The following is a 14,962-nucleotide window of genomic DNA, read 5'->3' on the forward strand; positions in this document are numbered from 1 at the left end:
GCGATGCTCAGACTGCGATGAACTTCGGATCGGCGGCGCGATAGCCGGCGGCATATTCCATGGTCGGGCCCTGGGCGCGGATGCGTTCGCGCAGCCGGATCGGCCAGAGCTTGCCGTCGACCTCCTGCACATCCACGACGGCGACGTCAACGACCCGGTTCTCGGCGAAATCGCGCTTGCCGATCGCTTCCAGCGCAGCCACCGCTTCCGCATGGCGCGCCACGATCGCGTCCTGCAGGTTTTCCACCCACTGGCCGTTCGCATCGAGCCAGACGGCGATACCATCGGCCAGACGGTTGGCGGTCAGAACCTTGTCGGTCATTCTTCAGCGTCCCATTTTCTCGCGAACCCTGTCTGCATTCCGGGCCTGGAAGGCCGAAAGCGGTTCGGACTTTGCAAAATTCGCACCGGCGACGGCTTCGCCGATGATCACCATGACGGGGCCGGAAAGATCGTCCCGGGCTTCCAGATCCGGCAATTCCTTCAGCACACCGTGGAAAAGCCTGCGATCCGCGCGGCTGGCATTCTCGATCACGGCGACCGTCGTGTCGGCGCTGAGGCCCGCGCCCATCAGCCGCCCGGCGACCGAGGCCGCCACCGTGCGGCCCATATAGACGGCGACCGTCGCACCGGATACGGCAAGGCTTGCCCAATCGGGCAGCACATCGCCGGTCAGGTCATGGCCGGTGGTGAAGATCAGCGACGAGGCGACACCGCGCAATGTCAGCGGCAGGTCGAAATCGGCGGCGGCGGCGAAGGCGGAGGTGATGCCCGGCACGATCTCATAGGCGATGCCCGCCTCGCGGAGCGCGGCCATTTCCTCGCCCGCCCGGCCGTAGACCAGCGGATCGCCGGATTTCAGGCGCACCACGCGCTTGCCCTGGCGGCCGAGTTCCACCAGAAGACGGTTGATCTCATCCTGAGATTTCGAATGGCAGTTCTTGCGCTTGCCGACGGACAGGCGTTCGGCGTCCCGGCGGCCCATGTCCACGATCGGCTGCGGAACCAGCGCGTCGTAAACGATCGCGTCGGCTTCCATCAGCACGCGCTGGGCCCGCAGCGTCAGCAGGTCCTCGGCGCCCGGACCGGCGCCGACGAGCCAGACCTTGCCGCCCGGATGACCGGACGCGGACAGAAGCGCGCCGGCCGAACGGCGGGCCTCGACGCCATCGTTGGCGGCGACGGCATCGGCCACGTCGCCGGAAAAGAAGCGATGCCAGAAGAGGCGGCGCGAAACACCGCGCGGGACGAAACGGTCGGCCGCCTCGCGATATTCCGCGGCGAGATTGGCCAGCCGGCCGAGCGACGGCGACAATATCTGATCGATACGGGCGCGGATCATCTGCGCCAGAACCGGACCGGCCCCTTCCGTGCCGATCGCCACCGCAACGGGAGCGCGGTTGACGATGGCGGGCGTGTAGAAATCGCAGAATTCCGGCTGGTCGACCGCGTTGGCCGGGATCTTCTCGGCGCGCGCGGCGGTGACGATCGCCTGGTCCAGAATCGCGTCGCCGGTCGCCGCGAACACCAGCGCCGCCCCCTTCACCTGCTCGGGCGAAAACCGGGCACGGACCGTCCCGATCCCCTGCGCGGCGAGCCAGGCGGCGTAATCGGCCTGCGGCTCAGGCGTATATGCGACGATCCGGGCGTCCGTGTTGCGAAGCAGGCGGGCCTTGGCGTAAGCCTCGCCGCCATTGCCGAACACGACGACGCTCCGCCCGCTGACGCGGACGAAGGCCGGAAAAACCGACAGGCGCTCTGTGTCGATCGGCATGCGGATATCCTGATTCATATGAAGGAATATCCACAATGGGAGGGTAAAATTGAAGGAATGGATATGCGAAGTGGATTGACTGCCGGTATTTCTGTTTCATGATCAACGCGTTCTTGAGCAAAAGCCACCGCAGACGATATTTCTCCAGTTTTTCGGTAGACTAAGGTGTTTTTTGTCCCAACCCCTGGTCCCACGCCATAAACTGCCTAGACACACCAGCAACAAAGAGCTTTCATGACAATCGCAACCCGCCTTCTCGACGTCATCGAACACGATATCCTGCCGCTTACGGAAAAGGGCGTCGCGGCCGGCAACAAGGTGTTCGGCGCGGCCATTCTCAGAAAATCCGATTTGTCGCTGGTCATCGCCGAAACGAACAACGAGCTGGAAAACCCGCTCTGGCACGGTGAGGTCCATACGCTGAAACGCTTTTATGAAAGGGCTTCAGGATATTCCACCAAGGATTTGATTTTCCTGTCGACTCATGAGCCCTGCACCATGTGTATGTCGGCCATCACCTGGGCGGGTTTCGACAATTTCTATTCCTTCTTCAGTCATGAGGATTCGCGCGACGCATTCGCCATCCCGCATGACCTGAAGATCCTCAAGGAGGTATTCGGGCTGGAGCCCGGCGGCTACCGCCGCAACAATGCCTTCTGGACCTCCTATTTCATCGCCGACCTCGTGGAGAGCGAGGACGAACCGCTCAGGGGCCGGCTCAGGGCGCAGACGGCCCGCATAAAGGCGATCTACCAGACGCTCTCCGACAGCTATCAGGCCGGCAAGGCAGAAAACAGTATTCCGCTCTCCTGAGCGACAAGGACGTTATCCATGCAACCATCCAAAGACATTTCGCGGCTGATCGAGATCATGGCGGCGCTGCGCACCCCCCGCACCGGCTGCCCCTGGGACCTGGAGCAGAATTTCGCGACCATCAAACCCTATACGATCGAGGAAGCCTACGAGGTGGCCGATGCGATCGAACGCAACGACATGGACGATCTTTGCGAGGAGCTCGGCGACCTGCTGCTGCAGGTGGCCTTCCATGCCCGCATGGCCGAGGAGGCCGGCGAATTTTCCTTCGGCGACGTCGTCGAGGCGATCACGAAGAAGATGATCCGCCGCCATCCCCATGTCTTCGCCCGTTCCGATGCCGATACCCCGGATGCCGTAAAGACGCAGTGGGACACGATCAAGGCGGAAGAGAAGCGGGAGCGGGCCGAGCGGCGGGCGCGGCGCGGAATCACCGAGGATTTCAAGAACGGCTATCTCGGCGGCGTGCATCGCAGCCAGCCGGCGCTGACCGAAGCCCTGAAGCTGCAGAGCCAGGCCGCCAAGGTTGGTTTCGACTGGTCCGAGGCCGAACCCATCCTCGACAAGATCGAAGAGGAAATCGGCGAACTGCGCGAGGCCCTGCGCGGCGGACGGCAGGACAAGGTGACGGACGAACTCGGCGACCTGATCTTCGCGCTCGTCAATATCGGACGGCATGTGAAAGCCGACCCGGAAGAAGCGCTGCGCGGAACGAATACGAAGTTCCGGCGTCGTTTCAACCATATAGAAACCGAACTTCAGAAATCGAATGAACGACTGGAGACCGCCGGCCTGGACCGGATGGAAGGTCTCTGGCAGGCGGCGAAAGCGATCGAACGGCAGCCTGGATGAAGGGCCTGCCGACACGGCAGTCACGAGCCGACGCATCCCGGTCCGTTCGTTTCCGGCCGGCCGCCCGCGCTACAGCTTCCTGAAAAAGGCATGGGTGAAGGCGCCGGAGTAGATATAGCATATCTCCTCCGGCCTATCCGACATGAAGTCGTCGCAGGCTTTTTTCACGCCGGGCAAATTGTTCCATCCCCCTGCATTGATCTCCGTGTCACAATAGTCGTCGACTAGGCAGACCGCACCGGCCGAGAGCCTGGGATAGACGTATTGGAGGCTCACCATGATGGAATCGTAGAAGTCTCCATCCAGATAGGCGAAGGAAATCCTCTCCGGCAGGCCATCCTTCAGCGTGTCCTGGAACCAGCCCTTGTGGATGACGGGAGGCTCAAGCCCATGCCTGAAAAAATTGCCCAGGAGAATGTCTTCGGAGGTCTTCAGGTCGCCCGCCTTGTAGGAGTGGCCATCCTCGCTGCGGGCAGAAGGCAGTCCCTCGAAACTGTCGTAGACATGCAGTTTCTTGTCCGCGTTCAGGTCCTTGATGACCTTGGCGATCAGGACGGAGGATTGCCCCTCGTTGCAGCCGACCTCGACGAGATCGCCGGGGACATTGTAGGCGACCGTTTGGGACACGAGATGATACATGTTCATCCGCTGCTCTATATTCGTAGAAATTCCGGACCTTACAGGTGAAAACCGCAACCCGGTCATTCCGTAGATCAGGCCGTCAACAAATCCTGCGGTATCCGAGTTAACGCCGAACCGCCTTGTTACAAGATTGAGGGCTCTGTCGATGTGGGATGAACGTTTTACTTTCCAGTCGAAGTCAGACGCAATGAAGAAGTTATCCATCACTTCCCCTCCCGTTGTGGATTTACTTTAGCGCAGAACTCGCCTTCATGCATCCCACAATTGAAAAGCAACCCGATCACGAATTGTTGGCGGCGCAGGCACGTCGGTCGCCGGCGCGCTCTTACGCTTGTCGCATGATCGCGACCGGAGGCCGGAGATGGCGTTAGCAGCCGGAGAAAGACCATCGAGGCCGAAGCCGGTCGCGCCGGCTACCGGGGCTGGAAGCTCACCGCTCCCAGTCTTCCTTCACCGGTTTCGGACCGTTGCCGAGCCGACGCTCCAGCTCCGCGGCCTGCCGTTCGGTGAGGCGCACGTCGAGCGTCACCGAACCGTCCTCGTTGTCCTGCCGCTCGTCGACGATCGCATCGCCGTAGATCCAGGAAACCAGCGAGAGCTTGTCCGGGGGGATAGTGATCGTGGTTTCCGTCAGCACGCCGGAAAGGCGTCTCGCAATCTCGTTCATCAGGGCGTCGATGCCCTCGCCCGTGACGGCCGAAACCGCCATCACGTTGTCACGGCCCACGGCCCTTTCCGCGATGGTTTCATGGGCCTCGGGGTCGAGCCGGTCGATCTTGTTCCAGACCTCGATGATGCGTTCCGCACCTTCCTTCTCGCTGATGCCGAGATCGGCGAGGATGCGCATCACGTCGGAAGCCTGGGCGGCGTTGTCCGGGTCGGACATGTCCCGCATATGCAGGATGAGGTCGGCTTCCAGCACCTCTTCCAGCGTGGCGCGGAAGGCGGCGACGAGATGGGTCGGCAGGTCGGAGATGAAACCGACCGTATCGGAAAGAATGACGGTGCGGCCATGCGGCAGCTTCATGCGGCGCAGCGTGGGATCGAGCGTCGCGAACAGCATGTCCTCGGCCAGCACGCCGGCGCCGGTGATGCGGTTGAAGAGCGTCGACTTGCCGGCGTTCGTGTAGCCGACCAGAGCCACGATCGGATGCGGCACCTTGCGGCGCTTGGCGCGGTGGAGCTGGCGGGTGCGCACGACCTGCTCCAGCTCGCGCTCCAGCCGGACGATCCGCTCCTGAAGCAGCCGCCGGTCGGCTTCGATCTGGGTTTCACCCGGGCCGCCCATGAAGCCTGCGCCGCCGCGCTGGCGTTCGAGGTGGGTCCAGCTTCGGACCAGACGGCCCTTCTGATAGTTCAGATGCGCCAGATCGACCTGCAGCGTGCCTTCCTTGGTGGAGGCGCGGCGGCCGAAGATCTCCAGGATCAGGCCCGTCCGGTCGATGACCTTGGCGTTCCATTCCTTTTCGAGATTGCGCTGCTGGACCGGCGTCAGCGGATGGTCGACGATGACGAGCCCGGCATTCTTCTCATCGAGCAGCGCCTTGATCTCCTCGATCTTGCCGGTGCCGATGAGGGTCGCCGGGCGCGGCTGGCCGACAGGCACGATGAGGCCCTCGACAACCGTGAGATCGATCGCCCTGGCAAGGCCGATCGCTTCGTCGAGCCGGGCTTCGTTGGAGCGCTGGGGCACGGGTGCCGCGGGCGAATCGCCCTGCCCGGCCCTCGGCTTCGCCTGCTTCAGGACCGGTACGACGACTGCCGCACACATATCGTCCCGGAGCTTTTCGCTCTCCGGGACGAGAGATTCGTTCGAGGTATCGCGACTTGTGATTTCCGTTCGTCCTTACGCGGCGTTCTCTTCGCTTTCGAACATCTGCATGGGCTGGCCCGGCATGATGGTCGAGATCGCGTGCTTATACACGAGCTGGGAGTGGCCGTCACGACGAAGAAGGACGCAGAAGTTGTCGAAGGACGTGACGACGCCCGTGAGCTTGACCCCGTTGATCAGGAATATCGTCAGGGAAATCTTCTGCTTGCGAACGGTGTTGAGAAATAAATCCTGCAGGTTTTGAGAACGTTCCGCCATAGCGCCGCTTCTTTCTTTTTTGCCGGCCACGGGCCGGGAGATGATCAAGCTGGTAAGAGACACCGGGAAACGCCCTCGTGCTTCCCTTCCCCCTCACGTCTGGTTATCAAATCGGCGTCTTTTCCGCAATGTCGAAAAAGGCATCGCGAATGCTTGCCGATATGGTGCCCGGATGCCCGTTCGCAACGGGCTTTCCGTCGATTTCCACGATCGGGACGCATATGCCCGTCGCCGACGTGAAGAAGACCTCGCGCGCCGCCAGCATCTCCCCGACCTTGAATTCCCGTTCAGCGACCCTGAGGCCAAGCTTCGCGGCGACGTCGAGCAGCGTGGTGCGGGTGATTCCCTTGAGGATTCCGTGTTCCGCCGGCCGGGTGACCAGTTCGCCGCCGGGCGTCACGATCCAGACGTTGGAGGACGCGCCTTCCATGACGATGCCGTCGCGATCGACGAAGATCGCGTCCTGGGCGCCCGCCTCCCTCGCCTGCTGCTTGGCGAGCACGTTGGGCAGGAGGCCGACGGTCTTGATATCCACGCGGTCCCAGCGGTTCTCCGGCACGGTGATGACCCTGATGCCGCTCGCATATTTCTTCGCGGCAACGGAAGGGTCCGTGCTCTTGGCGGTGATCGCGATCGTCGGCGGGGTATCGTTCGCCGGGAAGAAGTGGTCGCGGCGGGCAACGCCGCGCGTCACCTGCAGGTAGAAGATGCCGTTCCTCACCCGGTTGCGGCGGAGCACCTCGCGGATGACGAAGGCGAGCGCCGCGCGGCTCATGGGCGACGTCATCTTCAGTTCGCCGAGCGACCGGTCCAGGCGATCCAGATGCCGCGTCAGGTCGACGATCAGGCCCTGGCGGACCTCGCAGACCTCGTAGACCCCATCCGCGAACTGAAAGCCGCGGTCCTCCACATGCACGGCCGCTTCGGAATGACGGACATACTGTCCGTTCACATAGGCAATTCTCGACATCAATATCCCCTCGGGAATTCGGAAATGCAGAATGAAAAGGAAGGAGAGCCGCCCCACGCCGCGCCTGTGTGGCTGCGCGGGGCAAGCCTTCGTGGATCAGACGCCGAGCGACTTCAGCTTGCGATGCAGCGCGGAGCGCTCCATGCCGACGAACTCGGCCGTGCGGGATATGTTGCCGCCGAAACGGTTGATCTGGGCGATCAGATAATCGCGCTCGAACATTTCGCGCGCCTCGCGGAGCGGCAGCGTCATGATGTGATAGTCCCCCTTGCCGGCCACCTTCGGCAGCATGTCGCCGAGATCGGTCGGCAGCATGTCCGCGGAGATCGCCGTATCCGGCCCGTCGGTGCGGGCAAGGATCATCAGCCGCTCGATATTGTTGCGAAGCTGGCGGATGTTGCCCGGCCAGTCATGCGCCTGCAGCACGGCCATGGCGTCCTCGCCGATCCTGCGCGGGCGGATGCCGGCCTGTTCGGAAATCAGCCGCATAAAGGTGTCGACCAGGAAGGGAATGTCCTCGCGGCGCTCGGCAAGCGCCGGCACCTTGACCGGAACCACCGCCAGGCGATGGTAGAGATCCTCGCGGAACGAGCCTTCGGAAATCAGGTTTTCCAGATTATAGGCCGTCGAGGAGATGATGCGGACATCCACCTTGACGCGCTTCGAACCGCCGACGCGCTCGAACTGCTGGTCCACGAGCACGCGCAGGATCTTGTTCTGCGTCTCGCGCGGCATTTCGCCAACCTCGTCGAGATAGAGAATGCCGCGATGCGCCTCCTCCAGCGCGCCGATCTTGCGGGGCTGGCCGGGACCGCCCTCGGTACCGAAAAGCGCGATTTCCATGCGATCGGGCGTGATCGTCGCGGCATTGAGCGCGACGAAAGGCCCGGCGGAACGGGCGGACTTCTTGTGGATCATCCGCGCCACCAGTTCCTTGCCGGAACCGGAAGGACCGAGGATCATGATCCGGCTGTTGGTGGGCGAGACCTTCTCGATCGTCTGGCGAAGCTGCGAAACGGCGACGGAGGTGCCGACGAGCTCGGCGGCATCGCCGGCGCGCTTCTTGAGTTCGGTCACTTCGCGCTTCAGCTTGGAATTTTCAAGCGCACGCTCGGCGATCAGGATCAGCCGGTCGGCCTTGAAAGGCTTCTCGATGAAATCGAAAGCGCCGCGCTTGATGGCCGACACCGCCGTCTCGATATTGCCGTGACCGGAAATCATCACCACGGGCAGCTCCGGATGCCGGCTCTTGATCTCGTCGAGCAGCGCCAGCCCGTCGAGCTTCGAGCCCTGCATCCAGATATCCAGGAAAACGAGCCGCGGCACACGATCCGAGATCGTGGCGAGCGCACTGTCGCTGTCATGCGCGGTGCGGGTCTCATGCCCTTCATCGGACAGAATACCGGAAACGATTTCCCGAATGTCTGCCTCATCATCCACGACCAGAATGTCAGACGCCATAAGCCAGTTCCTTGCTATTATCCGTTCCGGGCACCGCCGCCTTCTGCCCCTGCGGCAGCAGGACCCTGATCATGGCGCCCTTGCCATGATCGAAATCGGTGGGCGCATCGTGCAGTTCGAGCTGCCCGCCATGCTCCTCGATGATCTTCTTGACGATCGCGAGCCCGAGCCCGGTCCCCTTGTCCCGCATCGTCATATATGGCTCGAGAATGCGATGCCGGTTTTCCGTCGGCAGGCCGCTGCCGTTGTCGATGACGTCGACGATGTAAGCGTCGCGCCCCGCATCGAAGACGGAGCACACCTTGATCTTGCGGCCATCGCGTTCCTCGCCGCTCGGCACGGCTTCGATCGCCTCCACCGCATTCTTGATGAGGTTGCCGAAGGCCTGCCCCAGCATGCGCGCATCGAACATGCCCCTGAGCGGTTCGTCCCCGAGTTCGCGGATGAAATCCACATGGGTCGTGCCCATCTCCCTGAGGAAGATCGCGTCGCGCAGGATATCGCGCAGATCCGCCTGTTCCTTGGTGGGTTTCGGCATGCGGGCGAAGGCCGAGAACTCGTCGACCATGCGGCCGATGTCGCCGACCTGCCGTACGATCGTATCGGTGCACTGGTCGAAAACGGCGCGATCGTCCTCGGCGATCTGCTTGCCGTAGCGGCGTTTCAGCCGCTCGGCCGAAAGCTGGATCGGCGTCAGAGGATTCTTGATCTCGTGCGCGATGCGGCGCGCCACGTCGGCCCATGCGGTCGAGCGCTGGGCGATGACGAGGTCGGTGATGTCGTCGAGCGTGATGACGTAGGATTCCTGGGCGGCACGCTGCTCCTCGCGCGTGACCTGGACGGAAAGCGTCCGCTCCTTGCCCCCGCGCATGAGGTTCACCTGCTTGCGGAAATCGCCACGCGCCCGCACCCTCGCTTCCGTCAGCACCTGGTCGATCTCGGTGGAGACATCCTGCAGTTTCTCGCCTATGAGCCTGTCGGCGGAAACCCCGAGAAACTCCTCGGCGGAAGGATTGACGATGGTGATGCGTCGGTCCTCTTCCACGCCGATCACCGCGGCGGTGACGCCAGAAAGCACCGCCTCGATGAAGCGGCGGCGGTCATCGACCTCATCCTTGGCTTCAAGGATTTCATCCCGCTGGCCGCGAATTTCCGAGATCATCTTGTTGAAGGTACGCGACAGGTTGCCGACGTCGCCATCCGCCGCCCGCACGGGCACTACGACATTGAGGTTGCCGGTGGCGACGCTGTCGGCCGCGCTGATCAGCAGCCGGATCGGCCGGACGATGCGGTCGGCGACGGCGATCGCCGTCCAGATCGCCGCCAGGAGCACGATCAGCGCAAATCCCAGATAGAGCACCGCGAATGCGATCTGCAGCGATGTGCGCCCCGCCTCCATCGCCTGGTACTCGGCGGTGTTCTCCTCCATCAGCCGCATGGCCGAGATGACCTTGGGGTCGACGGCGCGGATCGTGTAGAGGAAGGCGCCCGAGATGCTGTCGAGCTTGATGACGGCGCCGACGAGATTGGTGATTCCCGGCGGAATCAGCGTCGGCTGGCCGGCAGCCGCCGACCTCAGGGCATCGGCCGGAATGGCGGGCAGCGGCTTTTCCGTCTTGATGTCGGCCTGAACCATCGCCTGCCCGTCCTCCTGGACCAGGAAGGCGCCGAGCATGCCGCGACCGCGCGCCTGGCGCGTCATCAGTTCCACGAAGCCTGTCCGGTCGAGATAGAACATCGCCCGGTTTCGCTCCAGGTCGTTCGCCATCGAGACCGTCTGCCCCTGAAGATAGCTCGCATTCTCAAGCATATAGGCCCGGGCGACATCCTGGGAGGACTGCACGATCGACTGGGTCCGCAGCGAGAACCAGCGGTCAAGACCGACATTCAGCGTGAGGCTGGCGAAGATCGCCACGAGCACCGCAGGCGTGATCGCCACGATGGAGAACAGAACCACGATGCGCACATGCAGACGGGCAGCCGCCCGGCCGCGATTGCGCGCTCCGACGAGCCGCGCGACCTCGCGCCCGATCAGATAGACCAGGCCGAGGATGAAGAGGGAATTGACGATCGCCGACGCGATGACGACGTTGGTGGTGGGCGCGATCGGCGTCACGCCGAGCAGCACGAACAGCGTCAGGGTCGCGCAGATCAGCGCACCGCCCGCGAGTATCAGGCCGGGAAGCGCGAACGATGCGCGCCTGTCCTGCACCGACACCGCCGGCTCTTTCCCCGGCAGCTCGTTTTCGGCCTTTGGCGCAGTCACGCCTTCCGTCATGGACCCATCTCCCGATCGCCCTCGCGCAAGCCGTTCCGCCCGATCGGTGCAAGCAGAACGCCAGTCGTCTCAATGATGGAGTTTTTGGCTCAGCACTTTCAGCGACCGTCGCTTCGCCGAAATTCACCAAACCCCGCGTGACCTTTAAGCAACGCTTTGTGGCGAAAATGCAACGATGAACAGGAGGTGTCAAGCATCCGGCCATCAATAGAAATGACCGGCCATCCAACGAAAACGTTATCCGGACCTTTAGGTGGACAGCATCCGCAGCGGCGCATCGCCGAACCGATGCGCTGCCCGGTCAACGGCAGCCCCTGCCGGCGGCCTGCGGCGCGTCAGGCCCCGCGGGAGCTGCGGTAGACCGATACGCCAAGCTCGCGAATCTTCTTCCGCAGCGTATTGCGGTTGAGGCCGAGAAGATCGGCGGCCTTGATCTGGTTGCCGCGGGTTGCCGTCAGCGCGGCAAGAATCAGCGGATATTCCATCTCCGTCAGCACGCGGTCGTAGAGGCCGGGCGGCGGCAGGCTGTCGCCGAAGCTGGCGAAATAGCTCCGCATGTTCTCCTCCACCGCCTGCGCGATGGTGAGCGAGCCGGCGCGCGCGCCCATCTTGTCGATCGGACTGTCCGGCACGTCGGAGCGCAGCTCCGCCTCGATGATCTCGCGGGTGATGACATCCTGCGGATAGAGCGCCATCAGGCGGCGCACGAGGTTTTCCAGTTCGCGCACGTTGCCGGGCCAGGCATAGGCCTTCATGAGGTCCAGCGCCTCGTTGTCGAACCGCTTGCCGTCGAGCCCCTCCTTCTCGCCCATCTGCATGAAATGGCGGACGAGGTCCGGGATGTCCTCGGCGCGGTCGCGCAACGGCGGCAGGCGCAGCGGCACGACGTTCAGGCGATAATAGAGATCCTCACGGAAGAGGCCCTGGTTGATGAGCTGCTTCAGGTCCTTGTTCGTCGCCGCGACGATGCGGACGTCGGTGCGGATCGGCGTGCGGCCGCCGACGGTCGTGTATTCGCCCTGCTGCAGGACGCGCAGCAGGCGCGTCTGGGCGTCCATCGGCATGTCGCCGATCTCGTCGAGGAAAAGCGTGCCGCCTTCGGCCTGTTCGAAACGGCCGGTCGAACGGTTCTGCGCACCGGTGAAGGCGCCTTTCTCGTGACCGAAGAGTTCCGATTCGATCAGGTCGCGCGGGATGGCGGCCATGTTGATCGCCACGAAGGGACCGTTGCGGCGCTTGCCGTAATCGTGCAAGGCGCGGGCGACGAGCTCCTTGCCGGTGCCGGATTCGCCGGTGATCATCAGCGTTAGGTCGGTCTGCATGAGACGCGCCAGCACGCGGTAGATTTCCTGCATGGCGGCGGAGCGGCCGACGAGCGGCATGCCGTCCTGCATGTCGTCGTCGAGGCGGGCCGGCTTGCGCTTCGGCTCGGCCAGCGCCCGACCGATGATGGCGATGAGCTCCGTCAGGTCGAAGGGCTTCGGCAGGTAGTCGTAGGCGCCCTTTTCGGACGCCTTGATCGCCGTCATGAAGGTGTTCTGGGCGCTCATGACGAGGACCGGAAGGTCCGGCCGAGCCTTCTTGATACGCGGCAGGAGATCGAACGCGTTCTCGTCCGGCATGACCACGTCGGTGACGACAAGGTCCCCCTCGCCGGCCGAGATCCAGCGCCAGAGGGTCGCGGCATTGGAAGTGATGCGCACTTCATAGCCCGCCCTGGTCAAAGCCTGGTTGAGAACGGTGCGGATGGCAGCGTCGTCATCGGCGACAAGGATCGTGGCAGTCATTTTTCACTTCCTGTGGAGTTCAAGGCTCGACCGTCGCCGGTCTCTTCCTTGTGCATGGGCATCAGAACACGGAATGTGGTGCGGCGCGCCTGGCTGTCGCATTCGACGATGCCGCCATGGGCGCCGATGATCTTGGCGACCAGCGCAAGACCGAGGCCGGAGCCGTTCGTCTTGGTGGTGATGAAGGGATCGAAGAGATGCGGCAGCAGGTCCGGCGGCACGCCGGGACCGTTGTCGATCACGCAGAATTCCAGCGGCAGGGAAATCTTCTCCCGCGTGCCGGCGACCGAAAGCCGGATGCCGGGGCGATAGGCCGTGGTCAGCATGATCTCGCCGTCCGGCTGGTCGCCGATCGCCTCGGCGGCGTTCTTGATGAGATTGAGGAAAACCTGCACGAGCTGATCGCGGTTCGCATAGACCGGCGGCAGCGACGGGTCGTACATTTCCGAAATCTTGATCTCGCGCGCAAAACCGGCCTTGGCGACCGCCTTCACATGGTCAAGCACCGAATGGATATTGAGGGCCGCGCGATCCACCGGACGCTCGTCGGAGAAGACCTCCATGCGATCGACCAGCGAGACGATGCGGTCCGTTTCATCGCATATGAGGCGGGTCAGCGCCCGGTCCTCGTCCGCGACGGAGGTTTCGAGGAGCTGCGCGGCGCCGCGAATGCCGGAAAGCGGGTTCTTGATCTCGTGCGCCAGCATGGACGCCAGCCCGGTCACGGAACGGGCCGCGGCGCGATGGGTGAGCTGGCGGTCGATCTTGTCCGCCATGGAGCGTTCCTGGAACACGATCACCACGGAACCGGGCTCACTGACCACCGGCGCGACATAGAGATCCACCAGCTTCTCCTGGCCCAGTCGCGGAGACGACAGGTCGACCCGATATTCGTTGACCGGCGCCCTGCGCTCGCGGACCTGGTCGATCAGTGCCAGAAGCGGGCTGCCGAAGGGAATGAAGGTGGAAATCCTGTTCTTGGCGAGATGGGCGGCGCTGGCGCCGAAAAAGGCTTCCGCCTCCCAGTTGGCGAACGCGACCTTGCCGGCCGCATCCACCAGGATCACCGGATTCTGCACCGAATTGAGCACGGCCATGGCGAGCGCATTGCCGCTCGCGGCCTCCTGCGCGGACGACTTCGTCATGCGGCCTCCTTGCGCGCCACGGCGATCTCGTCTGAAAGCGCGGCTGTCATCCGGCGCGAAACGTCGGCCGGGTCCCTGGAAATCATGATGGCGGCCTTTTCATCGGCCGGCAGGCCGGCGGCGAAACGGTCGAGATACCAGCCGAGATGCTTTCGGGCATGGCGCAGCCCCGCCTCGCGGCCATAAAGCTCCAGCATCGCCTCGTAATGTTCGACGACAAGGCCGGCGATCCGGACCGGCGACGGAGCGGGATGGCCGGCAAGCCAGCCGACATGCCAGGGACGCCCCTGCGCGCCTCTCCCGACCATGACCGCATCGGCGCCCGAACGTTCGAGAATCCCGGCGGCATCCTCCGGCGATTCGACGTCGCCGTTGGCGACCAGCGGAATGGAGACCGCGTCGCGCACCAGCCGGATCGCATCCCAGTCCGCCCGGCCCTCGTAGAACTGCATGCGGGTGCGGCCATGGATCGTCACGAGCTGCACGCCGGCATCTTCGGCGCGGCGGGCGATTTCAGGCGCATTGATGGAATTTTCGTCCCAGCCGAGCCGCATCTTGAGCGTCACCGGAATGGAAACGGCGTCGACCGTCGCCTCGATCAGGGAGAGCGCATGATCGGGGTCGCGCATCAGCGCGGAGCCGGAATAGCCGCCCGTCACCTTCCTGGCGGGGCAGCCCATATTGATGTCGATGATATCGGCGCCGTTGCCGGCGGCGATCTTCGCGGCTTCCGACATCCATTGCGCCTCACGGCCGGCGAGCTGGACCATATGGGGCGATATGCCCGCGCCCTTGAGACGCGCCCAGGATTCTCCGCGGTTCAGCACCAGTTCGCGGCTGGCGACCATTTCCGTCACGACCAGCCCGGCGCCGAAACGCCAGGCAAGTTGCCGGAACGGCAGATCGGTCACGCCGGACATCGGCGCCAGGACGACGCGATTTCGAATGGCGACCGGCCCGATCTGGAAAGGCTTGGCAATATCTTGAGAATGCAAATGGTGATCTTTCGGGCACATGATGTGATTGCACTATTTTTATTCAGTTCTCGGGCATTTGCCAAGAGCAATTCCGGAACTGCGTTATTTTTGAGCGGCCTGCTGGAAAAGCCGCTTTTCATTCTATAGTTCTCCGCCTGTCAATCCTTTGGTCAG

General features: G+C 63.3%; 13 protein-coding genes. 2 read left to right on the forward strand and 11 right to left on the reverse strand.

The genetic code is table 11. The annotated features are described in order from the left end of the window. Nucleotides 1-7 precede the first annotated feature (7 nt). Both ACFFP0_RS27830 and cysG read right to left on the reverse strand, forming a co-directional pair. The gene (locus ACFFP0_RS27830; protein WP_377265471.1) at nt 8-322 is read right to left on the reverse strand and encodes a DUF2849 domain-containing protein; all 315 of its coding nucleotides are present in this window, start codon (nt 320-322) and stop codon (nt 8-10) included. Nucleotides 323-325: 3 nt separating this feature from the next. After that, a complete protein-coding gene (gene cysG / locus ACFFP0_RS27835) occupies nt 326-1,774 on the reverse strand; it encodes a siroheme synthase CysG (RefSeq protein ID WP_377265472.1) in 1,449 nt (482 codons plus the stop codon). A 234-nt stretch (nt 1,775-2,008) separates the two neighbouring features. Here cysG and ACFFP0_RS27840 point away from each other — a divergent pair, with 234 nt between their 5' ends. Both ACFFP0_RS27840 and mazG read left to right on the forward strand, forming a co-directional pair. Further along, nucleotides 2,009-2,587, forward strand: a complete 579-nt coding sequence (locus ACFFP0_RS27840) for a deaminase (RefSeq protein WP_377265473.1) — start codon at nt 2,009-2,011, stop codon at nt 2,585-2,587. Nucleotides 2,588-2,605: 18 nt separating this feature from the next. Beyond that, nucleotides 2,606-3,439, forward strand: a complete 834-nt coding sequence (gene mazG / locus ACFFP0_RS27845; protein WP_377265474.1) for a nucleoside triphosphate pyrophosphohydrolase — start codon at nt 2,606-2,608, stop codon at nt 3,437-3,439. A gap of 69 nt (nt 3,440-3,508) precedes the next feature. Here the strand turns inward: mazG and ACFFP0_RS27850 are convergent, their stop codons facing one another. From ACFFP0_RS27850 to dusB, 9 genes are all read right to left on the reverse strand, one after another. Further along, nucleotides 3,509-4,084 (reverse strand): TylF/MycF/NovP-related O-methyltransferase, encoded by a 576-nt coding sequence (locus tag ACFFP0_RS27850; protein ID WP_377265475.1) that lies wholly within the window; start codon nt 4,082-4,084, stop codon nt 3,509-3,511. Nucleotides 4,085-4,511: 427 nt separating this feature from the next. Then, nucleotides 4,512-5,852 carry a GTPase HflX gene (gene hflX / locus ACFFP0_RS27855; RefSeq protein WP_377265476.1) on the reverse strand — a complete coding sequence of 447 codons (1,341 nt, stop codon included), beginning with the start codon at nt 5,850-5,852 and terminating at the stop codon, nt 4,512-4,514. Between the two features lie 75 nt (nt 5,853-5,927). Further along, nucleotides 5,928-6,170 (reverse strand): RNA chaperone Hfq, encoded by a 243-nt coding sequence (hfq, locus tag ACFFP0_RS27860; RefSeq protein WP_037155370.1) that lies wholly within the window; start codon nt 6,168-6,170, stop codon nt 5,928-5,930. A 106-nt stretch (nt 6,171-6,276) separates the two neighbouring features. Then, nucleotides 6,277-7,140: a D-amino-acid transaminase gene (locus ACFFP0_RS27865; protein WP_377265477.1), complete on the reverse strand. Its 864-nt coding sequence runs from the start codon at nt 7,138-7,140 to the stop codon at nt 6,277-6,279. A gap of 96 nt (nt 7,141-7,236) precedes the next feature. Then, the gene (ntrX, locus tag ACFFP0_RS27870) at nt 7,237-8,601 is read right to left on the reverse strand and encodes a nitrogen assimilation response regulator NtrX (protein ID WP_377265478.1); all 1,365 of its coding nucleotides are present in this window, start codon (nt 8,599-8,601) and stop codon (nt 7,237-7,239) included. Then, nucleotides 8,591-10,867 (reverse strand): sensor histidine kinase NtrY-like, encoded by a 2,277-nt coding sequence (locus tag ACFFP0_RS27875; RefSeq protein WP_377265509.1) that lies wholly within the window; start codon nt 10,865-10,867, stop codon nt 8,591-8,593. The genes ntrX and ACFFP0_RS27875 overlap by 11 nt, the downstream gene beginning before the upstream one ends. A gap of 347 nt (nt 10,868-11,214) precedes the next feature. Further along, on the reverse strand, nt 11,215-12,666 hold the full coding sequence (ntrC, locus tag ACFFP0_RS27880) for a nitrogen regulation protein NR(I) (RefSeq protein ID WP_377265479.1): 1,452 nt from the start codon (nt 12,664-12,666) through the stop codon (nt 11,215-11,217). Beyond that, a complete protein-coding gene (locus tag ACFFP0_RS27885; RefSeq protein WP_377265480.1) occupies nt 12,663-13,811 on the reverse strand; it encodes a two-component system sensor histidine kinase NtrB in 1,149 nt (382 codons plus the stop codon). The genes ntrC and ACFFP0_RS27885 overlap by 4 nt, the downstream gene beginning before the upstream one ends. Next, nucleotides 13,808-14,827, reverse strand: coding sequence for a tRNA dihydrouridine synthase DusB (dusB, locus tag ACFFP0_RS27890; protein WP_377265481.1), 1,020 nt, complete (start codon nt 14,825-14,827; stop codon nt 13,808-13,810). The genes ACFFP0_RS27885 and dusB overlap by 4 nt, the downstream gene beginning before the upstream one ends. Between the last annotated feature and the right edge of the window lie 135 nt (nt 14,828-14,962).

It is taken from the genome of Neorhizobium puerariae (assembly GCF_042429745.1).
GTDB lineage: Bacteria > Pseudomonadota > Alphaproteobacteria > Rhizobiales > Rhizobiaceae > Neorhizobium > Neorhizobium puerariae.